Source organism: Oscillatoria nigro-viridis PCC 7112 (genome assembly GCF_000317475.1).
Classification (GTDB): Bacteria; Cyanobacteriota; Cyanobacteriia; order Cyanobacteriales; family Microcoleaceae; genus Microcoleus; species Microcoleus nigroviridis.
In genome coordinates this window covers 1763785-1785999 of sequence record NC_019729.1, presented here as the reverse complement: position 1 = coordinate 1785999, position 22215 = coordinate 1763785, and the positions used below count along the sequence as shown (strand labels likewise).

Genomic DNA, 22215 nt, shown 5'->3' with positions numbered 1-22215 from the left:
GATAAATCGTCAATTATCGGCTGCTATCCTCGGTGAAACCCGCCCCCTGTCATACCATTTGAGATTTGAGATTTGAAGAAATGGGAATCACTGATTCAATAAGGGTTTCGAGGTTTCCTAAAGTTGCATTCTTTTTTTAGATGAGTTACGGTTTGTGCGTGTGGTTTCGCTAAGAAGAAAAGCCAGAGCTTGCGAACAAAAAAATATCTGCGTTAAGCGGGGTGAATATGCGGTTAAAATATTATTGAATGAGTATAAAGCAATAATAGATGCTGAATAGTAACTGCCAAAGTCGCAATAAATCTGTAATGTTTGATGCTTTTGCAACAGAATACGATTTCGCTGCCACCTTGCAAAACCAGAACGATTTTTTTACTAACAACCTATCTGCCAGCAAAGGTGCAGCATTAGATATTGGCTGCGGTTCGGGAATTCTGGCTTTTGAATTAGCCCAGTATTACGATAGTGTAGTCGCCGTCGATTTGTCAGCAAAAATGCTAGATATAGCCCGTCAAAAACGCTCAGCCCCCAATATCGAATACATCCAAATGGATGCCAGTCAATTAGCACTCGATCGCCAATTTGATTTAATAGTTAGTGCTGCTACTTTTCACCACCTGCCCAACCTCCCCGCCGCCCTCTCATCAATTAAAAAATTGTTAAATCCGCACGGAAAAATCGTCTTTCTAGATAATATATCGGAAGTCGAGACACCTGCTACAATAGGCTACATATTAGGTGCAGCGAGAGATTTTAGACCAGACTGTTCCACCTACGGATTTCGCAATGCTTTAAGATTATTAAAATTTCGATTGTCGCCTGGGTGGTTGAAGCATTTAGCTAGCGATAGATATTTGTCAGAACGGAGATTTAGAAAAATTTACGGTCGTTGCTTTCCGGGCTGTTATTTTGTAAAATTGGGTTGTTTTATGGGCGTAATCTGGGAATATTTGTAATGCAAAACAACGCGATAAAATCGGGATCTGTAAGGGGACAAAAAACTCACATCCGCCAGTTGGGCATTAATCTCGATCGCTGGTATGCCATCGCCCGCAGCACCGAGGTGCAAAATCAGCCGCTAGCTGCGAAAATCTGGAATCGGGCGATCGTACTTTTCCGCGACAGTTCAGGCAAAATCAACGCTTTAGAAGATAGATGTCCGCACCGGCAAGTTAAACTCAGCCACGGCCAAGTTAAAGGCGATTTAATCGAATGCGCTTACCACGGATGGCGGTTAAATGCAAGGGGAGAATGCGCCGAAGTCGATTATTTAGCAGAAAATCAAAAGCTACCTAACTGCAAAATTCGCTCCTATCCAGTCAAGGAAAAAAACGGTTTTATCTGGCTGTTTCCCGGCGACGAAACGCAAGCAGAAAAAATAGATTTATTAGATTTATCAGAGTGGGAACATCTCAATTATATTGCCACAGTTTCAGTCATCGACTGTCAAGCACACTATTCATTTTTAATTGAAAACTTGATGGATATGTACCACGGACACTTGCACGATGATTGGCAAGCTTGGGCAAATCCGGTGTTAGATACTTTAGAAGAAGATGAGCATCAAGTAACTGCTCGCTATCAGGCACAAAGTTATTACAAAATAGATAAAATTTGGTCAATTTCTCAGTTGTTTTTTAAATCTCTGCGCCGACTGCACCCGGAACCGCTGGAGGTGAGCTATATTTACCCGCACTGGGTTTCAACTTTGGGGAGCGACTTTAAGATTTACTGCTTGGTTTGTCCGGTTAGCGAGACAGCAACTCGCGCTTATTTAATTCATTTTACCTCATTAAATGCGTTTTGGCGGCTGCACAAATTGCCTGTTTGGTTTCGCAAGTTTATCAAAGATAGTTGTTTCGGTGCTGCTCAAAAGTTATTAGATGGTTTGGTGCGGCAGGATGTATTAATGATTGAAGAAGAACAGCAGGCTTTTTTGCAGAATTCAGAAAGAAAAAGTTATGAATTAAATCGGGCTTTAGCCAGCGTGCAAAACTTGATGAAAAATCAGGCGGAAAATGGGTAATTCAGTCGCCGAGTCAAACCTGCACAGGCTAATATGTATATTTCCCAAAAATCAGGGAATTACAACCGAGGTAAATTCGGCTAGTCCTGAACGCAGAAATTGTATTTGGATGCGCTAGGATTTAGACTAAGAGTTATTTTAAAAGAAGATGAATTGGCGATCGGGGAATGAAACCGATCGCCAATCTGCGTTAATCTGCGTTAATCTGCCCCTATCTGCGGTCAAAAAAATCTAAATCCCGCAGCACAAACCTTACTTTTTAGGTTGTTGCTGCTGGTAAACGCTGATAACTTTATCGGCATAAGTAGCAGTTGCGCCACTTTTACAAGCTGCGGAGTCCCCTGTCATCCACCAGCAAGCGGCGCGGCGTACAGCGGTTAATTCATTGTTGCTGCTAGCTTTGTATTCGTCGCGCAGCAAATCGCCCACAATACAGGTAACAATTGATTTGGCTTTTGTCGCGTCTGCCTCAAATTGTTGGGGTGTTAAATCTTGTTGGGTACAGAATTTTGCCCAGCGGGAAATATTGCCCGGTAAAACTTGCCACTGACTGTACATTCCGTCATTTGCGGCTTGTGGCGGGGCGGCTTGTCGCAGCGCTTCTACGAGGGCCGAAACTTGGGCGTCGGTGACTGCTTGCGCTGCTGCTGGAAGTGCTTGCAATCCGAGGCTAATTATCAGGCTGCCGAATAGTAGATTGGTTTTTGCGATCGATTTAAAATTCATTCACAATGCCCTGTTTGATTTAAACTTTGTTCCCTCAAACAAGGTTTACTATTTTGTCTATCGAATACCTCTGTCTTAAGTATGATTTGCTTGTTGAAGGGACTGTCGATGCCCTACGATAGAAATTGCCGATCGACTGCGATCAAATTATGGAAGTACAACCGAGGGAAATTAGACGTTACATCCGACCTGATGGCAGGATTCCTTTTTTAGAGTGGTACTATTCCCTACGAGATGGCAAAGCCCAAGTTAAGGTTGATGCAAGGCTTGAGCGAGTTAGTCTCGGCAATCTGGGGGATTATAAGTCAGTCGGAGATGGTGTCTGCGAACTCAGGATTAACTACGGCCCTGGCTACCGGATTTATTTTAGACAAATAGGAGCGACAATTGTGCTTCTGCTCTGTAGTGCGGATAAAAGTACCGGTAGTCCTGCACAAGTAAGGATGTAATTCCATGAAACCCCTTCTGTATAAGGATTGAGCCTGCCCAAAACCTTACTGTTGCAGGACTACCAAAGTACCCAAGAACAAGATATTCTCAAAGCGAAGGAGTATTCGGCAGACTATGAAAGAAATGAAAATGCCTACCAGCGATAGCTACCGCGAGTCCCTAATTGAATCTCTCAAAGATGCCGAACACGCTGGTGGTTTTATCGGGGCTATCTTGGAAGAAAAAGACCCTGAACCCGCACTTTTGAGAAATGCCATCAGAAAGGTAATTGAGGCTCGAATCAGGATGAATGCTCTTTCGGAGTCAGCAAAAGAACATCACGAAAAACTTGACAAGATGCTGACTGAAAGCGGCGGTTCGGAAATTTACTGTTTGGTAGAATTACTCGAAGCATTAGGATTTAAACTAGAAATTACTGTCGCAGATCCTGAGTGGTCGGCTGACTCGGAATCAACGGATTTTGGGGAATCAGAATTATCGCCCGAACCAGCTAATTTATAGCAGATTGCAGTTTCATTTCGAGCGAAATAAAGCTTCATAGAGGTTATCTGTTGTGTGGGGGCGGGTTTATATAAATTGTTGGCGGGTCTCAAATTTTATTTGTAAAACCCGCCCCTACAGGCCATCGTAGGGGCGGGTTTCACCAACCATTTATGTTAGAAACCTACCATCTCAAAAACGCGCCCCCGCTTGGGCGGCAAATCCGCAATTAGTTATATCATCGCAGTTCGATCGCCCTCACCCTTCCCTCACAAAATCTAACAACCGATGAGCCATTTCTAGCTTGCTGCAAGATGCTATTTCTACTTGCTTGCCGGCGGCATTAATTAATATTGCTTCATTGGTATTGCTGCCAAAACCTGCACCTATTCGATCGATCGGGTTGGCGGCAATTACATCCAGTTTCTTCGCCCGCAATTTCTCCAAAGCCGGCTTGACAATATCCCCAGTTTGTGCTGCAAAACCGATTAGTTTTTGGTGCGGCTGTTTCAAATTTCCCAACTCTGCCACAATATCCGCTACCGGTACCAAAGGCAAACAATTCGGGAGCGATCGCTTCGGCAGTTTTTCACTGCTGTACTCAGCCGGTCTCACATCCGCTACCGCCGCCGCCATCACCGTCAAATCCGCATCGTGAAAGCATTGCAGCATCGCCTCCCGCATTTCTCGTGCACTCGTAACTGCGATCGCCCGCACACCTGAGAGCGGCAACTCGCCAGTTATACTGTGTACCAGCGTCACTGTCGCGCCCCGGTGCCCTGCAGCTTGCGCCAAAGCTATACCCATTTTGCCACTGGAAGGATTGCCGATAAACCGCACCGGATCGAGGTGTTCCCGCGTTCCTCCCGCACCGATCAACACCCGAAGGCCCGCTAAATCTCGATCGCCCTTCGCATACAACAGCGATTCAATATGAGGCAAAATCTCATCAGGTTCTGCCATGCGGCCGACACCCGCGCGATCGCACGCCAGCATACCCGCCCCCGGATTCGCCGCATGATAGCGCCGATAACTCAACACTTCCCGCCAATTCCGCTGCACCGCCGGCTGTTCCCACATATCCGTATTCATCGCCGGTGCCAGCAAAATTGGGCAAGTAGAAGCTAAGACAGTATTAGTCAGCAAATTATCAGCAAAACCCCCCGCCAACTTAGCCAAAGTATTAGCCGTCAAAGGAGCAATCACAAAAACTTCCGCCCATTCTCCCAGTTGAATGTGCAAAGGGCGCCCGTGACTTGCTTGCCAAAAATCTTTGTCAGTAAAAGCAGGATGGCGGCAGAGAGTAGCAAAAGTCAAAGGCGTCACAAACTCCCCGGCCGCATCAGTAAGAATAGCTTTAACTTCCGCTCCAGCTTTCGCTAAAGTTGAAACTACTTCGCAAACTTTGTAAGCCGCAATCCCGCCGCTAACGCCGATTAAAATTCGTCTGCCTTTCATGTCATACCATTTTAGATTTTAGATTTTAGATTTTAGATTTTAAATGGGGAATGACTGATGAATACCAGGGTTGATATCTGGGCTACATTCACATTCTTTTTTGAAACGGGTGTCATTTTATCATAAAAAAGAATCAAGAAAGAAATTAAGATAAAAACAGACTAAAATCCCTCACTCATCTGTTTAATCTGCAACAAAATATGCTGCTAACTTCTTCCTCAATTCCGTCGAAAATTTTAAGCTAGATTTTTCAGTCTATGCTTCGTCGTAGGCTTCCATATCCAGAAGGTGGAGATAAGGTTCAACCAGCTCCGGCCGCTGAAAGGCAAGCGATCGCAACAAATGCCAATCATTCAATCCCTCAAAAGGATCTGTATAATCGTCAACTTCCAAACGGACAGCCAATTCTGCCACGTCCTGAGAAGTAAGTACAGCAATATCGCGCGATGCTTTGGTTAAAGTTTTCATTTTTTCCCCTGCCCGAGACTTCCGCCATACTATATACTAAACCTTTAATCAGATTTCGACACAGTTTCTACAACAAAACTTCGCATTACATCTATAACTTCCGGCAGAATCTCGTGTCCCATGTTAAATTCTCGATACTGCACCGCAGCTCCCCAAGCCGTCAAACTCTCGCCCGATCGCACAGCAGCACTAACGGGAACAATAGTATCTTGAGTACCGTGTACGATTAAAACAGGTGGCAAAACACTCCCCGCAACTGGCGCAATCTGGTGTAAATAACCGCTCAGACAAATTAAACCAGCTAAAGGCAAAGTCGATCCCACATCTAGAGTCATCGCTCCGCCTTGAGAAAAGCCACCTAAAATCGTGCGAGACAAAGGCACGCCCGTGCTGCTTTCCAAAGACAGCAAAAATTCTCTCAGCAATTGCCGGCTTTCTACCAATCCCTGAGCGTCTTTGGTTTGAAGGTCATACCACGCTTTGCCGCTCGTTACCTGGGGATGGGGAAAGGGGGCATCGGGAAATACAAACTGATAATCCGGCAAATTGAAAAAGGGTGCTAAGGAAGTCAAATCCCGAGCATTAGCACCCCATCCATGCAAAGCGACAATCAAAGCGACAGGTTTGCGATCCGTTGTGGGCGGAATGCTAATAGATTGTAAAGACATCGTAGTTAATAATTGGTAATCTGGGCTTGCTACAATTATAAATTGTCACGACAGGTAAAATCCCAGATATTTGTTTTGGGCGATATTTAACTATAAATTAAGACGCGCTTGGCAATAACTCTAACTCAGGAAAGTTGACTGTTAATTGTAGGGTGCAAAATAAGCACCCGGAGCATCTTTCACAGGCATGCAAGCCAAATGCTCGCTAGATATATATAGCCCAGTCTCACCAAGAGTGAGGTCTGTCTGGTAAGGGGGAATGGGTAATGAAGAATGGGCACTACCGTGCTTTTGAACCGCAAGCTTTTTCATGATTACCTTTTTCCCGATTACCGATTACCGATTACCGAAAACCCAAGCCTCCGCGAATCTTTTTGATAACTACTATATGTCAATCGAGTTCTCCGGTTCCCGCTCCTCAAAACTATTTTGACAAAATTGAAAGGCTCCCAATTTCTTCAGCTAATTCACTTGATATTACTTCTCAAAAATGCTGCAACCGTAGAGTACATCTAAACCATTAGACATTAAGTCGTTCCCAATTATAAAATCTAAAATCTAAAATCTAAAATCTAAAATGGTATGACACCTACCGCAGGTGAACTCTTAGAAAGAGATTGCTTAGACTGTTGCCGCACCGGCACCTCAATCCAGAATTCAGTTCCCTCTCCCGGAGCCGATACGCACCTGAGCGAACCTTGATGTTTGTCCACTATTTGATAGCCGATCGACAATCCCAAGCCAGGACCTTGGCCTACAGGCTTGGTAGTAAAAAACGGATCGAACAAACGTTTTTTGACATTCTCAGTCATGCCCGTTCCATTGTCAGCGATTCGCACGCATACACAATTAGAACTTAAAAGTTCAGTGCGAATCCGAATAGTAGGTAAAAATGCAGAATTCGAGGCGTTGTTTTCGAGCCTTTTTTGATTTTCTGCATCCGATAAAACATCAATAGCATTGACCAAAACATTCATAAATACCTGATTCAATTGTCCCGCCCAGCACTCCACTAAGGGCAAATCTCCGTAGTCTTTGATGAGTTTAATGCCAGAAAAATCAGCTTTTGGTTTCAGCCGACTATCCAAAATCATCAAGGTGCTGTCAATGCCTTGGTGAATGTCAACCGCCTTCATTTCAGCTTCATCCAAGCGCGAAAAATTCCGCAGAGAAAGCACGATCTGGCCGATCCGTTCAGCTCCCATATTCATCGATTTTAGGATTTTAGGCAAGTCTTCACTGATAAACTCCAAATCAATATCTTTTAGTTTCTCTTGCACTTCGGGCGTTGGGTTGGGATATTGCTGCTGGTATATTTCCACAAGTTCCAGCAAGTCTCGAGTATATGCGCCTGTATGGATCAGGTTGCCAGAGATGAAGTTGACAGGATTGTTAATTTCGTGAGCAACTCCAGCCACCAACTGCCCCAGGCTGGACATTTTTTCAGTTTGGATTAGTTTAAATTGAGCTGACTGCAAATTTTTTAGTGCCGTTTCTAGTTCAGCGGTGCGCTGTTTTAGTTGAATTGTGCGATCGTACACTTGCTGTTCTACTTTTGCAGTACGTTCTAGAGACATCAACAGGTAAATCGTCAAGCTGCCAGTCATCAATAGCCCGATCGCGCCAATTGCCAGCGAACCTTGATGCGTGCTCATACTGTTGTACCCCTTTCCAGGCAAAACAAGCAGCCTCCACTGGCGGTCTGCTACGTTAAATAGGCGAGTGCAAGCACTCGGATATTGACAGATTTTTCCCCGCAAATTAGTTAACTCTGGCTTTTCGTGTTTTGGGTTATCTATCAACTGCTTAGCTTGTGAGTCGTAGCGAACCAGAAACCGTTCTTTCTCTATAGCAGAGTTGTCATAGAGGTAAAAATTAATCTTGTCTAAATTTAGCGATTCTAAAGAGGAATCGACCATATTGGTAATCTGAAACAGACCTGCAATAACTCCCATGAGGTTTTGGCGGCCGTTAACCGAGTTATCTGCAGAAGTTGTGCGGCGGGGTACTGGTAGAAATACTTGCAATCCCGGTTGATTGTTGCTGACTAATCTAATCCGCGGGGAAGCCGCTATTTGCCCGGTATTCACCGATTTCTCTAAAGCTGCTTTGCGATCGGGGCTGGAGGCAACATCAAAACCGATCACTTTGTTATCTTCTTCTAATGCTTCTCTGTAAATAATGGGAAAGTATTCCGATCGCGCTTTTGCTTTGACCTGCTTTTTGTCAGGAGTTCGTTCGTAAATTTGAAATGTCGGAAAACCTTCGGATCGAATTGTCCGTTCGTAAGCTGTTTTTTGGGCAGCCGGCACGCGCCGAATCCAATTAACAGAATGTATAGCAGTATTTCGGGCAAGTGCAGGTTGAACGAAGTGCTTAAAATCTTCTCTGCTAATTTCAGTAGATGCCCTGTAGAATCCTTCAAGTGAGTACAGAACTTCTAAATTTTTATTGATGCTTTGCTGCAATGTCACATTCAGGCGATCGGCTTGCTGATGAAATTCCGCTTGCATTCGTTGGTTTTCCCCATGCCACACGACGGCTGCGGCTGCCAATGACAAACTCGTACCGGTGCAAAGAGTCAAGGCTGCTGGAATGTAGCGACGGTGCGACAGTAAAGTTTCCGTCAGCGAATTAAACCAATTGCTCGCAACATTCATATTCTCACACCTTCTGCCACCGGAGTGCAATTCGTTTAAAGACTTGTGAAATTCCTTGATAGCACGAAGGACACCGCACAAACGAGATTGTCTAAAAACTTACGATCGCACGAATAGGACTTACCCTGAGAAAGCCTAGTTGTACCAAAATATTGGTGTGGTAACGAAAAAGCTGGGAAGAAACCGGGTTTCTTCCGAATAGTGCATCCGCGACTGAGGAATTGAAACCAATTGTAACTAAGTGTAACGAAGCCAGTTCCCATCTGGGCGCTTCCAACTTCCTGCCCCGGAAGAACCGGGGAACAAGAAAAAGCCTCGATCTGGTGTGGCGGGTACTCAATACCCGCCCTACAAAGCCAACTTAAATTTGGAACCGCTTACAAAACAGTCCCTATTTCCTTCAAATAAACCCGCGTAAACGGTTCCCCATCCCCCAGAGTATACTGTTCGATCAATCCCTGGCGGCGAATAGAAATACTACTTCCTTCCCTTACCACCACAGTATCGTCCTCAGTGCTTTCTCTGACCAACATCATCTCAATTTCTCCCGGATTGTCCAGCACCACCATATTGCTGCCCCGATAAAACATTCCCTCAGCTTCCAAAATATCTTCTGGATATTCAGCAATTAACAAATCGAGCTTGGGATGCCGCAGCAAACTTTGCAAGTTCAGATGGTAATTCTTATTCAAAACTTTTTCAGAACGGTTAATAAAAAGCCCGCCGCGACAAACAGCACCGATTGTCCAATCGGGATGCTGCAACAGAATATGGTCGATGGTTTCTTGTAGGTCATGTACCGAAATTCGGTTGAAAGTAATAATCGGAATTCTGGCGGAGTTTGCCGATTGAAAGAAAGTTTCGATAATATGGGAAGGCACATCAACCCCTTCGCCGACAGCGGGGTTGAGGTGCATAAAAATTCCCGGCGCGGCATTGATCTCGATAATCCCCAAATTGCCTGTTTTCCAAGATTTGGCGAGAGTTTCTGTTACCACATCAATCCCCAAACAAGTTAACCGAAAATGTAGGGCGATATCTTGAGCCAAAACAATGTTATCCGGGTGAATAGTGCCGGTAGCGTCGATGCTGACGCCGCCTGCCGAAAGATTAGCGACTTTGCGTAGATACACAGTGCGATCGCGAGTTAGCACGCTATCCAATGACAGCCCTTGTTCTTCCAGATACATTTCCATCGCTTCGTCGGACTGAATTTTGCTCATCGCCGAAGTTGGCGTATCCAAACGTTCTGGTTTGCGGTTTTCACGGCGGATCAATTCGCGAATTGTTGAGTCGCCATCACCTGTTACCGAAGCGGGCCGGCGTTCAGTTGCAGAAACAAATTTGCCGTCAACGCACAGTATCCTAAAATCCGCTCCTTTGATGCTGTTTTCCACAATTACTCGTACCGGGTCTGTTTCGGGAATGGCCTTAACTGCTCTTTTAAAAGCCACCTGCAATTCCTCGGCATCCCGGACATCTGCTGTTACGCCAATTCCTTTATGACCGACTACTGGTTTGATAGCAACTGGGTAGCCAATTTCTCTAGCAACTGCCAGAGCTCCGTTTTCTGTGGAGACGATATCGCCTTTGGGAACAGGAAATCCTAATGTAGCGAGAAAAGCTTTACAATCGTCCTTGCGCGTGGTAAAATCTGAGTCTAAGTGGCTGTCACAATCAAAGGTAGTTGCAGAGCCGCGAATCAGTTTTTTACCGTACCCGTATTGCATTAATCCTTCATCCCACAAATAAAATGCGGGAATGCCTTTTTGGGATGCCGCTCGCATTAACGAATAAACTGTCGGGCCTCCGTAAACTGACTGCCGGAACATATTTTGCAGCGCGCCCATTTGTGATTCCAAGGGAAAGTCTTGATTTTGATTGATGGCTTCAAACCAATCCCAAACTGCGTAAACTACGGCTCTGGCGGTGCGGGCGTGAAGTGCTTCTATGCTGATTCTGTTAAAGTGAGAAAACGGCTTGATGTTCCAGTGTTGGAAGTGCAAACCCATGTCGAGTTTTGCTACTTCTGAGGCGGTACGGCCGAACAGTTGGGCGTGGTTCGAGAAAGTTTCCTGCAAGAGTTGCGGGTAGCGATCGCCAATAATTTCCTGGTAATGTGCGATCGGCAAAGGTTCGCTCGCGCCCGTCACCGCTAAATCAAAAACAAAAGCCGCGGTGTCTAAATAAGGGTTGGGCCCGATATAGTGTTTGAAGTTAAAAACATCAAAAATATCGGTTTTTCGAGCATTGACGCGGGCTGTTTCGGTGCTTTTTTCTTGCAGCATTTTCTAACCTCCTTTGATATAATTTTTTACGGTAACTTTATAGTCGGTGCACGGGATACTACCTGCGGGCATAGATATTCCAGCAGTGAGACAAATACTCCGAGCAATTCTGTCTTCAGTATTGCCAGAGAGGGGGAGTGGGATAGTAGGGGAGATGGGGAGATGGGGAGAGGGGGAGATGGTGAGAGTGGGAACATATTCCTTGTTCCTTCAACATCTGACTAAGCATTGATGACTAAGCACTTATGACTAATGACTACTTCTTTCCTCCTTCCCAAAAAAAGCTATAACTTTTGAGAGGTACACTGTGTACTTATAATTGTTTATGACAGTGAAAGAAAATTTAAGAGGCAGCAAATTATGAAAATCGCACAAACTGCTCTCAGAGAAAAAGTCCACCACTTAGCTGAGGAAGCCTTTCACCGGAAACTAATTTCTGGCTACGGCGACGGTCAAAACAGCAACGAATATCAGATTGTCTGGAACGGCAAACCCAGACACCTACCTTTAGAACGGGCGAGTACCATATTGAGCAATTTGATCGAGCGATCGCACTAACGGGCGATCGGACTAATTGAGGACTTACGCTCATCAATCCGATTTCTACGAGCAATCTGAGGAGGATTAGCGCAGAATCGCATCGGAAACCGGATCGATCGCGGCGCGCGCGTCAGTCCTGTAATTTAAGCTCATTTCTTCACCCCTCCTATCTCCTGTTAGGGGGGGTAAGTTTGTTTTGTGGATCGTCGAGGATGAGTAAACTCCCAGATCACCCTTGCTGCGTGCGTCCTAGAGTGGTAGAAGCCTGATATTTTTTGGTATCTATATATACCTTTGGGCAGTTCTCGGACAAAGGAATTTTGTGTTTTAGTGAAATTTAATAAATTAAAAGTGGAGATCGTATGGCGAGCAACGAAAATCAGGGGAAGTTGCTAATTATTGGGGGCGCGGAAGACAAAGAGGGGGAGTGTAAAATTCTGCGGGAATTCTTGCGGTGCGCCGGAGGCACTAAAGCCCGCATTGTAGTGATGACGGCTGCAACAAGCCTGCCGGGAGAAGTAGGAGATAATTACATCCGAGTGTTTGAGCGACTTGGCGCTGAAGATGTGCGAGTTGTTGACACCCAGAGACCCGAAGATGCCAACAATCCAGATTATTTAGAAGCGATCGAACAAGCCACTGGCATATTCTTTACCGGCGGAGATCAAGCGCGGATTATTAGCTGCTTGAAAGACACCAAACTCGACGCAGCTATGCACAAACGCTACTCGGAAGGGATTATCATTGGCGGCACCAGTGCCGGCGCGGCAATGATGCCAGACATGATGATTATTGAAGGAGACTCGGAGACAAATCCCCGCGTTGATGTGGTAGCAATGGGCCCGGGAATGGGTTTCCTTCCAGGAGTTGTCATCGACCAGCATTTCGCCCAGCGAGGTCGTCTGGGACGCTTAGTTTCGGCACTCTTGCTGCAACCTGCCGTGTTGGGATTTGGTATTGACGAAAATACAGCTATTTTAGTCAGCGGTGACGAGTTGGAAGTTATTGGCGAAAGCGCTGTAACTGTCATCGACGAGTCGGAAAAACTCCACGACAATCTAGATGGACTGTTGAAGGATGAGGCTTTGGCGATTTGCGGCGCCAAGTTGCACATCCTCCCCCACGGCTACCGGTTTAACCTGAAAACTCGCCAGCCGGTGCTCCATAACGTAGCAACTACAGCAGAGAGAGAAACGGCGATCGCCTAATTTACTTGCAACTGGCAAACATCTTAAAATTATGTAAGGCGAGCACTGCACACCTTACCCCTTCTACCAAGTAGGATGGTTAAAAACCCAGTTTCTGTATCCAAAAATAATAAAAAGAAGAGGATTTTACCTCTTCTTTTATTGCTGCGGTTTTGGGTTTTTTAAGCGCTTTTCTGTTCGCCAAAAATCGACTGCTGCCCTTCTTCAGTCGATATTAAATTCCACCCTTGAGTTCTCAGCTTCTGAAATGTTGCCCATCCATGAGAACCGCCCGGTTCCCGGTAGTCGGCTACAGCCAACTGCGGAAAAGCTGTATAAGGCCGCCACGCCTGACGGGGATCGGTACGCAAGTGCAATATCTTTTCTCCATTGCCTCCGAGTCTGGGCAACCAACACATTTGTTTTAGCATTTTTAACACTCCAGAGTATTACAGTAACGGTAATTCGCCAACATCCCACATTAAACTTTTAGAGCCTTAGAGCCACTGCTCGGAATATCTAACGGGTAACAGGGACGAATGAGATTTTCACCAATTACCAATTACTGAGGTAGCAGCAGTCGTTAAAGCTGATTTTGGTTCTACAAAGTTGGTCGGTCAACAACTATAAAACAAGTGCTGCCAAGACATAAGCAAAAATAATCATTGCTATTATCGGCTCACACTTGACTTAAAGTCGCAGGAAAACCAAGTTGAATAAAGGATTCAGGGTTCTGGTTTCCCTTGCCTTATAATTACACGCTCATCGTCGCTCTTTCCGCATAAAATGACATCTTTCTACGGTATTGCCACTGTAGGCTAAAAAATGTTTCTTTAGTTACAAATGTTAAATATTTACCACGATTTATCTAGTTATCAAAAGTTAAATTACTTTTCATACAATACTTCGGACTGTTTTTGATAGCAAACCGTAGAATAAGGGTTTCAAGGCTCCAAGGCAGTTCGCTACCAACGGAAAATCCAGGGCTTCAGACTACTAACTAAAAACAGTCTCGACTATTTTTCATAAACAGCACTTAATAATTTTTAGTTACTTTAACTACATTTTTGATTAAAATCAGGTTCCGGGTACTTAGGGGCGCACCTTACTCAATCGCTAGGTTTCGCACTACTAAATCCTCCGGGTGCGCCAAGCACGTTACAACATAATAGTTACAGGTTTAACTCTTAAGAACGATGGCGACAGATTTGCAAAATTGTAAAAATCAATACTAATCACACTTATAGCAATCCTAAATGATTCAGATAAATTTGTAGGGGTAGTGCTAAGAGTGCCTACCCCCTATCTATCGGGCAACCGGGCGTGGGATTGCCCCTACAATAATTATGCAAATGATGCGAGGATTGCTATATAAGTTCTGCTAACAAGGTATTCATGGCCGCTGCAATTGAACTCAAACTCTTCGCTCCCAACAACACAGCAGCTACACTGCGAGGCTCCTTTTGCAAATGGGCAGAAATTCCCTTAGAAAAAGATGACAAAGTTTATTTCCGCACTAACATTAAGTTAGAAGACGGTATTTATCAATACAAATTCCGAGTTCAGTCGCAAAGTCCAGGTTTTGAACCGGACGAATGGTTAGAAGTCAATGACCCCTACGCGACTGAAATTAACCGCACTACTGATACAAGACAAGTACAGTTCGCATCAAAGCAGGCGCGCGAATTATTGATATTTATGTTTGGCAGCACGACGACAAAGAACTCCCCAATAATGAAGAATTAGTCGTTTACCAAATGCACGTTGCTGATTTTTCCGGGCCGGATGGTTCCGACAGTTGCGGTAAATTCCAGCAGGTGAGGGAGAAATTAGATTATCTGTGCGATTTGGGGATAAATGCGATCGAACTAATGCCAGTTAATGAATATCCGGGCGATTATAGCTGGGGCTACAAAGTCCGCGATTTCTTTGCTGTAGAGTCCAGTTACGGTGAAACCGCAGATTTGAAGCAATTGATTGACGAGTGCCACGGACGGGGCATTCGGGTGATTCTGGACGGGATTTACAACCACTGCGATGAAGAATGTCCCTTATTGGTAATCGATCGCAATTATTGGTACTACCGCGACAAACACTATCCCGAAGATCCCGCTAACTACTGGGGCCCGGAGTTTAACTACGAAAACTTCGACCCCAAACTCGGCATTCGTCCCGCTTGGAAATTCATCGGCGATGTCGTTAATTTCTGGATTCAAGAATATCATATCGACGGCATTCGCTACGATGCAGTCAGGCAGTTGGACAATCGAGATTTCCTACACCGGATAACTCGTGAAGCGAAAAAAACCGCCGGCAACAAGCCATTTTACAACATAGCAGAACACATTCCCGAACTTCCCGAACTCGTCGCTGCGGACGGGCCGATGGACGGGTGCTGGCACGAAAGTTTTCGCATTTTTGCCATATAAAATCTGGTGGCGAAGACTTTCGATATCGAAAAGCTCAAGCAAGTTCTGGAGCCCAAACAACAAGGCTATCAAACCACAACTAACGCGATCGATTATTTAGGCAGTCACGACCGCGACCGCTTGCTGGCCGAAGCCAGATTTCGGGATATCGATCGAGAAGCGGCTTTGAAACGCGCTAAATTGGGAGCGGTTTTGTTAGTCACAGCAGTAGGAATACCGATGCTGTGGATGGGCGAAGAGTTTGGACAATCCACTCGGCAAAATCCCAACCAGCCGAATAAACTGCAATGGTCTTTGTTGAAAAATCAGCCCAATCATGAGTTGTTGGAATACTACAAACACGTGATTCGGCTGCAGCAGCATTTGCCGGCACTTTATCCCGAAAATATTGAATTCATCCACGAAAATCCCGAAGCCAAAGTGCTGGCTTACTACCGCTGGAGCGATGAGGGAACGCGAGCAGTAGTTGTCGCTAATTTTTCGGATACTTATCTATCTGGTAACTGGATTCCTAAGTTTCCGGCGGGAACTTGGCACGAGTGGATGTACAACAAAATCGTAGAAGTTGGGGAAGAAGGGTTTAAGTTTGATTTGCCGGAACGGTCAGCGCAAGTATTTGTTTGAGAGCGGGAGAATTATGTCTCCAGGCAGATGATCGGCGCAGTTGTACAACAGTAAATTGTATTTAGGATGGGCGCACCAAACTCAACAAACCGGGTTTTTCTACCGGGGTGGATGGCTGTAACGATACTTTTTTGTAAAAAAAATTCGGTTTCTGCATCCAAGAGTGCGATCGTAATTCCTGGTATTGAGAATAACAATTACAGGGCGACTTGCCAACCGTGAATTAACAGGTCAATTAACAGGTCAATTAACACAAACTTTTGTTGGAGGACAAACTCTATGGGCTGGCTAAAAAGATTGTTTGGTTTAGAAAAACTTGAAAATCAAGAAACTGTTGACGCTCCTGCTTACCAAGCACCTGTAGCTCAATCTCAAGCTCAAGCTCAACCTGCTGCGAGCGCTCAGACAATCCCGCCGGAACGCATGGGCTTGAATGGAGAATACGATCAAAGCGGTTTAGCTAAACGGGTGGCTCAGGCTTTCGATGCAAATCCAGATGTTGCGGATATTGAGACTGTTTATGTGGCTCAACATGGCACTACGGTGGTTCTCAAAGGTACAGTTCCCAGTCAGGAAATTGTCAACAAGTTGGTGACTATTGCTAAAGGTGTTAAGGGTGCAACTGGGGTGGAAACAAATCAAGTTACTGTCGGCTAACCTGACGGTTATTTCTAACCGTTAGGAGTTAGCAGTTAACACTTAACTTAACTGCTAACTGTTAACTCCTAACTGTCTTTTTTATCTATCATGGTTTGAAGAGAAAATATGACAGGGGAAACCTTAGAACCTACTCGGGGGAAATTAGAACGGACTCTTTCGCAGGGAATTCAAGCTTTGTACCGCTCTCAACTCGGACACCCAACGAGTCAGGCGCTCTGCAATCTTTTGGATAACAAATTGATAATTGTTGTCGAAAACGGGCTGACTCAACCCGAAAAACTGCTGGCTCAGAACGGTCAGGAAGATTTGGCTTTGCAGGTGCGGACACAATTAGAATCAGCTCTCGAATTGCCCCTGAAAGAATTAATCCAAAAGGTTTTGGGCGTGGGAGTTACTGATTTGCTCCGCGATGCGACCTTGGAGACAGGCCGCACTGGAACGATCGCAATTTTGGACTCTGCACCTCAAGTTCGTGATTCTAATTATAAATCTAAAACTCCACCAAAACCAGTGGAGAGTTGAGGTGCTGGCGGATAATCTTTTCTAAATCTTTGATGTTAAAAGGTTTGGAAAGGTATTCCACGCAGCCGGCTTGGAGAATTTCAGCGCGGTCTTCTGGTTTTGCTAGTGCTGTAACAGCAACAATCGGAATATGTCTGATATCGGGGTTTTGTTGGACGCGCTTTACTACTTCCATACCGTCTATATCCGGCAGGCAAATGTCGAGTACGATTAGGTCGGGCTGTCGATCTACTGCTGCTGAAAGAGCTGCGTACCCGTCAACTGCTCCCACGCACTCGCAGCCGAATAAATCGAGTATTTGTGTCAGCAGCTCTAAGTTGTCCTGATTGTCGTCTACAGCCAACACTAAAGGACGCTTCTCAACCGAGGGTTGAGCGCTAATGAAAGACGATGATTCCAATTTATTGTTGCAATGAGGGTAGTTCATAAATGCCGATCGATACGATCAAAAAATTTGTGCCCGAGGCATTCTTCAAGTGGCACTGCGGCACTTGAAACAGATTGGCTCGTATTTGTAGCTCTCCCATGACCAGTCTTTGGTCTAACCCGATACAATATGGCTGCAAGCTGCAGGCAAAACGACCGCAGTTGATTGCTTCTAGAGCATCTGCTTAATTCTACCTCTCCGAGCGCCAATTACCAACTGAGCTCATCTTGGTGCCTCAGCCTTGGTAAAAATACGCAATAAATACGAAAAATCTTACCAATCAAGCATCCTCGCTTAATAGCATTGAATAGTGGCGACAGCTTTTTATGATATTAACCACATTAGACATGGGTTCCTATACAGGTATCTACCTAAAGGAAGATTATAACCGCTACTAAATTTTAATAACTTCCACCTGCTGAGATATACTTGATTGCTATACTTTAGACTTCATTTTTTAAGTAGTAATGATTGCAATTTGAACCAGTAAAAAATCATTTTTTACATGATTTTTACCGGATATTAATCTAGGATGTTTCGATGACAATTGCAATCAGAGACGACCTGACTTACATTTTACTGAAAAAGATTGGCAGCGGCAACGGCAGGGGAGAGTCGGAAATTAGAAATGCAGCGGAAGAATATGTCGGTCACCAGGTGGCGGAAGCGGAATTGCTGGGTCATTTGGACTACCTCAACCAAAGGGACTCGATCAAAGCTCAGTTTAGTGGCGAGCCTTATGGAGGAGCTGAGTTGTTGCCGCCTTTAGTGGCTTTTCCAGAAGCTGATTTAACAGAAAAAGGCCGCAAACTGTTACACAAAATGGAGACGAATCCTCCGACCTCGCTCCACCAGGAAGGATCGGCAGTTCCTATCGGTTCAAAGGATATGCCGTTTTTGGAAAAAGTGATGGTAAAAGGTCACTTGGAGGATATTTTTGATGCCCGCGACATTACCGAATTGGTGTACCGGATCGTGCGCGGTGTGATGACAACAGAAGCCAGCGATCGCGTGGAATCTGAATTGCACAAAGAAGTTTTGCCTACGGATGACAAAACCCTGCAACAAGAAATAGCAGATCTCTGGAGAGATACGAATCCGCTGGTAGGATTGCTCAGCCGGGTGCGTCGGGCTTTGACCGGCTCGCCTGCACCTTTGGGGATCGATGGCAATTTGTTTGTACCGAGGGTGGAACTAGAAGGCGCACTTCCTTCGGGAGTCAAACCGGAAACTGCGATCGCGGCTGTATTTTCGGCAACGAAGGATGAGCTTTCCGAGGAGCGAATTCAGGAAATAGCTGGCTTTTTGCCGGACAGAATTCGGGGAATTTGGGAGTCGGCTTAACGAGACCTTTGAAAGTATAAATACTTACCAGCCGGGTTGACCAACCAGTATTCTCCCTCCAGAGGGCAGAATACTGGTTGGTCAAGCCGGTTTCTCTATACCTTTTGTCTTGTAACTCTGCAATTGTTTTTTAGTGAGGACTTGAGTCCCGATCGAACTAGATTGGACTTGAGTCCTCACTAATTGTCCGATCGCTCTTTCCTTGCTTTGTAAGTGCTGTGAAAAACCCGGTTTATCACCTAAATTTGTCGGAAAACCAGAAATATCCGCAGAAACCGAGTTTCGCGCTCTGGGGTTGGGTCAAGCCCCTAGACGCCGCGAAATTGTTGTAATGTATAATACAGGGCAAGTTAAGACTGTGGCTCGCACAAATGCTGTCAACAGCCCGGGAGATCAAAAGGCATGACCCGCACCAAAGTTAGACAAATGTCACGATCGACTTTAGAACAAGAGATTTTACTCAATCGAATTACCAATCGCATCCGCAACTCTTTAGAATTACAAGAGATTTTGACGACAACTGCCCGAGAAATCCGCAGCTTTTTAGAGAGCGATCGAGTAAAAGTTTATCGCTTTGAGGCCGACGGTAGCGGTGAGGTCATTGCTGAGTCCATCAACGGCGACAAATTGCCATCTATGCTGGGTTTGCGCTTTCCACCAGGCGACATTCCCCAGAGTGCTCGGGAAATGTTTCTCAAAGCGCGACAGCGAGTGATTGTAGATGTGGAATTGCAGCATCAAACAATTAATCGGTTAGATTGTCCCGAAACCGGCAAAACTTTAGCAGTTGAAGATATTACCTATCGTCCTGTAGACCCCTGTCACGCTGAATATCTGAAGGCTATGGGGGCACGTTCTTCTCTGACGGTGCCGATTTTGCATCAAAATCACCTTTGGGGGCTGTTGGTGTCTCACCACAGCCAACCGAAACGGTTTAGCGATCGAGAATTGAAAATGGTGCAGTTGCTTGTCGATCAACTTTCAATTGCGATCGCCCAATCTTTTCTGCTGAGTCAAGCTAGACAGCAAGCGCGCGACGAAGCCGTTATCAACCAAATTACCAGTTTGCTGCATTCTCCCCTGGAACTCAACGAAATTCGGAAAGCAGTTCTCGAACAAACTGTCAAGCATTTGCATGGTTCAGGAGGGCGACTCTACCTTGCAGCCGAGTTTGGCGATCGGCCCGCTTTGCTTTATACCTGCGGGCAGCAGCCTGCAGACATCGACCTTGAACTCAGCCCGTTTTGGCAGCAGATTATGGGGAGGGCAAACCAAGACGATCTAGCACAAACTGCCGATCGTACCAGCCAATTAGGTATTGTTGAAAATTTATATTCTCAGCATTATAGTTCAATTGATAACAATATTTCCAGTTTGATCGTACCGCACTTGTACGCAATTTCCGATATTGCTAAAGAACCTCAACTCCAATCTGTATCTGCCAATTTAGTCGCAGCTTCCATTCGCTCATTTTTGGCAGTACCGCTGCAATACCGCCAACAGTGCATCGGCTGTCTCACCGTTTTTCGCAGCCCTATAGAAACCGAAATTTTGTGGGCGGGGCGTTGCAGTTCGGACACCCGGCACGATCGTCCCCGACAGTCCTTTGCAGCTTGGAAAGAAATCAAAACCGGCGAAGCTCAAAAGTGGACTAGCGAGGAACAGAAGCTAGCACAATCTTTAGGAACTCACCTGTACATGGCTGCAATGCAGAGGCGCGTCGAGGCGATGATCAGACATCAAGCTTCTCACGATCCATTAACGGGTTTACCTAATAGATTACTGTTTAATGAAAGGCTGTCTTTAGCTTTAGCTAGCGCTCACCAAAATGGAGAAATGCTGGCGGTAATCTTTCTAGATTTAGATAGATTTAAAAATGTTAACGATACTCTCGGTCACCCAGTGGGCGATTTGTTGCTGCAAAGTGTATCTCGGCGTTTGACTAACTGTTTGCGCGTGGGGGATTCGATGGCCCGTTGGGGCGGAGATGAATTTACTGTGCTGCTGTACAATATCAACACCCCGGAGGAAGCAACTAAGATTTGCCAGCTAATTATCCAGAGTTTAAGCAGCCCTTTTGATTTTGAGGGTCTGGAACTTTATATTAAGGCTAGCTTGGGAATTGCTTTGGCTCCTTACGACGGAGAAGATGCAGAAACTTTGCTGAAAAATGCTGATGCTGCGATGTACAAAGCTAAACAGAAAGGTCGCAATAATTATCAGTTTTACACGCAGGCGATCGGCAGTAAAGTCTCCGAGGATCTTAACTTAGAAAATCATCTTTATAAAGCTCTAAAAAAATCTGAGTTTGTCCTCCACTATCAACCGCAAATAAACTTAAAGACTGGTAAAATAGTCGGCATGGAAGCTCTGATTCGCTGGGAACATCCCGAACGCGGTTTGATTCCTCCCGATCGATTTATTCCCTTAGCTGAGGAAACAGGATTAATCTGCCAAATTGACGAATGGGTGATGCGGACTGCTTGCTTGCAAAATCGAGCGTGGCAGTTACTGGGATTGCCGCCGATGCGGATAGCGGTGAATTTATCAGCCCGCCAGTTTCTGCAACCTCACACCGTACAAATGATTGCTGAAATTTTATCAGAAACCAAGTTAAATCCCGAGTATTTAGAAATAGAAATTACCGAGAGCATTGCCATGACAGATGTCAGCTTTACGGTATCGGTATTGCAGCAGTTGCAGGACATGGGAATTCACATTGCTTTGGACGATTTTGGCACCGGTTATTCTTCGCTGTGGTCTCTGAAAAACTTTCCCCTCAATAATTTAAAAATAGACAAATCTTTCGTGGCAGATTTGGTGACCGGCAGCAGCGGTGCTACTATTGTGAAACTGGCGATCGCCTTGGGACAGGGGCTGAATTTACAGGTGATTGCTGAGGGTGTGGAAACAGCAGAACAGTTGGCGTTTTTGCGATCGCATCAGTGCGATATCGGTCAGGGTTACTTCTTTAGCAAACCAATACCGGCGGCGGCTATAACTCAATTGTGCCTAGAAAATCAATCTGGGAAATAATATCGATTGCGGTGCCACCGGAATCGATATGACAGCTTAGGATCGGGAATTAAATAATTTACACAAGTTTGTGGCGTGTCCCGCCCGCCTTTCTGGACGGGCGGGACGCCCATCCCACAACATTGGTGACAAGTTAAGACTTAATTGCATTTGTCAATCAGTAATATTACTCAAAAAAACTGCTGTTTTAGGAGTGGAAAATTCACGATTTGAGAGGGAGTA

21 protein-coding genes are annotated in these 22215 nt (G+C 45.4%); 13 read left to right on the top strand and 8 right to left on the bottom strand.

Translation table 11 applies throughout. The features are described from left to right. Positions 1-269 precede the first annotated feature (269 nt). Entirely contained in the window at positions 270-956 is a 687-nt protein-coding gene (locus OSC7112_RS07665; protein WP_015175374.1) for a class I SAM-dependent methyltransferase, read from the top strand. After that, complete coding sequence (locus OSC7112_RS07660) at positions 956-2026, top strand: aromatic ring-hydroxylating dioxygenase subunit alpha (RefSeq protein WP_015175373.1); 1071 nt, start codon at positions 956-958, stop codon at positions 2024-2026. Before OSC7112_RS07665 ends, OSC7112_RS07660 begins: the two co-directional genes overlap by 1 nt. A gap of 252 nt (positions 2027-2278) precedes the next feature. Here OSC7112_RS07660 and OSC7112_RS07655 read toward each other — a convergent pair whose 3' ends face one another. Then, positions 2279-2752, bottom strand: coding sequence for a hypothetical protein (locus OSC7112_RS07655; protein WP_015175372.1), 474 nt, complete (start codon positions 2750-2752; stop codon positions 2279-2281). Positions 2753-2901: 149 nt separating this feature from the next. Here OSC7112_RS07655 and OSC7112_RS07650 point away from each other — a divergent pair, with 149 nt between their 5' ends. Both OSC7112_RS07650 and OSC7112_RS07645 read left to right on the top strand, forming a co-directional pair. After that, positions 2902-3201 carry a type II toxin-antitoxin system RelE/ParE family toxin gene (locus OSC7112_RS07650; protein ID WP_015175371.1) on the top strand — a complete coding sequence of 100 codons (300 nt, stop codon included), beginning with the start codon at positions 2902-2904 and terminating at the stop codon, positions 3199-3201. Between the two features lie 115 nt (positions 3202-3316). After that, positions 3317-3703, top strand: a complete 387-nt coding sequence (locus OSC7112_RS07645; RefSeq protein WP_015175370.1) for a helix-turn-helix domain-containing transcriptional regulator — start codon at positions 3317-3319, stop codon at positions 3701-3703. 237 nt (positions 3704-3940) lie between these two features. Here OSC7112_RS07645 and coaBC read toward each other — a convergent pair whose 3' ends face one another. The 5 genes from coaBC to OSC7112_RS07620 all read right to left on the bottom strand — a co-directional run bounded on the left by coaBC (position 3941) and on the right by OSC7112_RS07620 (position 11224). After that, entirely contained in the window at positions 3941-5140 is a 1200-nt protein-coding gene (gene coaBC / locus OSC7112_RS07640; protein WP_015175369.1) for a bifunctional phosphopantothenoylcysteine decarboxylase/phosphopantothenate--cysteine ligase CoaBC, read from the bottom strand. Between the two features lie 255 nt (positions 5141-5395). Further along, positions 5396-5608: a protein IsiD gene (gene isiD / locus OSC7112_RS07635; protein ID WP_006632739.1), complete on the bottom strand. Its 213-nt coding sequence runs from the start codon at positions 5606-5608 to the stop codon at positions 5396-5398. Positions 5609-5652: 44 nt separating this feature from the next. Then, positions 5653-6276, bottom strand: a complete 624-nt coding sequence (locus tag OSC7112_RS07630) for an alpha/beta hydrolase (RefSeq protein ID WP_015175368.1) — start codon at positions 6274-6276, stop codon at positions 5653-5655. A 572-nt stretch (positions 6277-6848) separates the two neighbouring features. Further along, complete coding sequence (locus OSC7112_RS07625; protein WP_015175366.1) at positions 6849-8936, bottom strand: CHASE domain-containing protein; 2088 nt, start codon at positions 8934-8936, stop codon at positions 6849-6851. Positions 8937-9313: 377 nt separating this feature from the next. Continuing rightward, complete coding sequence (locus OSC7112_RS07620; protein WP_015175365.1) at positions 9314-11224, bottom strand: ATP-binding protein; 1911 nt, start codon at positions 11222-11224, stop codon at positions 9314-9316. 360 nt (positions 11225-11584) lie between these two features. On the opposite strand from OSC7112_RS07620, the gene OSC7112_RS07615 reads away from it, so the two are divergent. After that, entirely contained in the window at positions 11585-11782 is a 198-nt protein-coding gene (locus OSC7112_RS07615; RefSeq protein WP_015175364.1) for a hypothetical protein, read from the top strand. A gap of 344 nt (positions 11783-12126) precedes the next feature. Further along, positions 12127-12972 carry a cyanophycinase gene (locus tag OSC7112_RS07610; RefSeq protein WP_015175363.1) on the top strand — a complete coding sequence of 282 codons (846 nt, stop codon included), beginning with the start codon at positions 12127-12129 and terminating at the stop codon, positions 12970-12972. 161 nt (positions 12973-13133) lie between these two features. Here the strand turns inward: OSC7112_RS07610 and OSC7112_RS07605 are convergent, their stop codons facing one another. Beyond that, positions 13134-13382 (bottom strand): hypothetical protein, encoded by a 249-nt coding sequence (locus OSC7112_RS07605; RefSeq protein ID WP_015175362.1) that lies wholly within the window; start codon positions 13380-13382, stop codon positions 13134-13136. A gap of 964 nt (positions 13383-14346) precedes the next feature. On the opposite strand from OSC7112_RS07605, the gene OSC7112_RS42135 reads away from it, so the two are divergent. The 5 genes from OSC7112_RS42135 to OSC7112_RS07590 all read left to right on the top strand — a co-directional run bounded on the left by OSC7112_RS42135 (position 14347) and on the right by OSC7112_RS07590 (position 17186). Then, positions 14347-14697, top strand: a complete 351-nt coding sequence (locus OSC7112_RS42135; RefSeq protein ID WP_317623936.1) for a glycogen-binding domain-containing protein — start codon at positions 14347-14349, stop codon at positions 14695-14697. An 11-nt stretch (positions 14698-14708) separates the two neighbouring features. Further along, the gene (locus OSC7112_RS42130; RefSeq protein WP_317623935.1) at positions 14709-15380 is read left to right on the top strand and encodes an alpha-amylase family glycosyl hydrolase; all 672 of its coding nucleotides are present in this window, start codon (positions 14709-14711) and stop codon (positions 15378-15380) included. A gap of 6 nt (positions 15381-15386) precedes the next feature. Continuing rightward, positions 15387-16004, top strand: coding sequence for an alpha-amylase family glycosyl hydrolase (locus tag OSC7112_RS42125; RefSeq protein ID WP_317623934.1), 618 nt, complete (start codon positions 15387-15389; stop codon positions 16002-16004). A gap of 279 nt (positions 16005-16283) precedes the next feature. Beyond that, positions 16284-16661: a BON domain-containing protein gene (locus OSC7112_RS07595; RefSeq protein ID WP_015175361.1), complete on the top strand. Its 378-nt coding sequence runs from the start codon at positions 16284-16286 to the stop codon at positions 16659-16661. A gap of 108 nt (positions 16662-16769) precedes the next feature. Beyond that, complete coding sequence (locus OSC7112_RS07590; protein WP_015175360.1) at positions 16770-17186, top strand: Na-translocating system protein MpsC family protein; 417 nt, start codon at positions 16770-16772, stop codon at positions 17184-17186. Here OSC7112_RS07590 and OSC7112_RS07585 read toward each other — a convergent pair. Then, entirely contained in the window at positions 17155-17586 is a 432-nt protein-coding gene (locus tag OSC7112_RS07585; RefSeq protein WP_223300781.1) for a response regulator, read from the bottom strand. The two genes, OSC7112_RS07590 and OSC7112_RS07585, sit on opposite strands and share 32 nt — an antisense overlap. Positions 17587-18153: 567 nt before the next feature. Between OSC7112_RS07585 and OSC7112_RS07580 the strand changes: the two genes are divergently transcribed. Both OSC7112_RS07580 and OSC7112_RS07570 read left to right on the top strand, forming a co-directional pair. Further along, a complete protein-coding gene (locus OSC7112_RS07580; protein WP_015175358.1) occupies positions 18154-18957 on the top strand; it encodes a DUF2267 domain-containing protein in 804 nt (267 codons plus the stop codon). A 402-nt stretch (positions 18958-19359) separates the two neighbouring features. Continuing rightward, positions 19360-21993 carry a bifunctional diguanylate cyclase/phosphodiesterase gene (locus OSC7112_RS07570; protein ID WP_015175357.1) on the top strand — a complete coding sequence of 878 codons (2634 nt, stop codon included), beginning with the start codon at positions 19360-19362 and terminating at the stop codon, positions 21991-21993. Positions 21994-22215 lie beyond the last annotated feature (222 nt).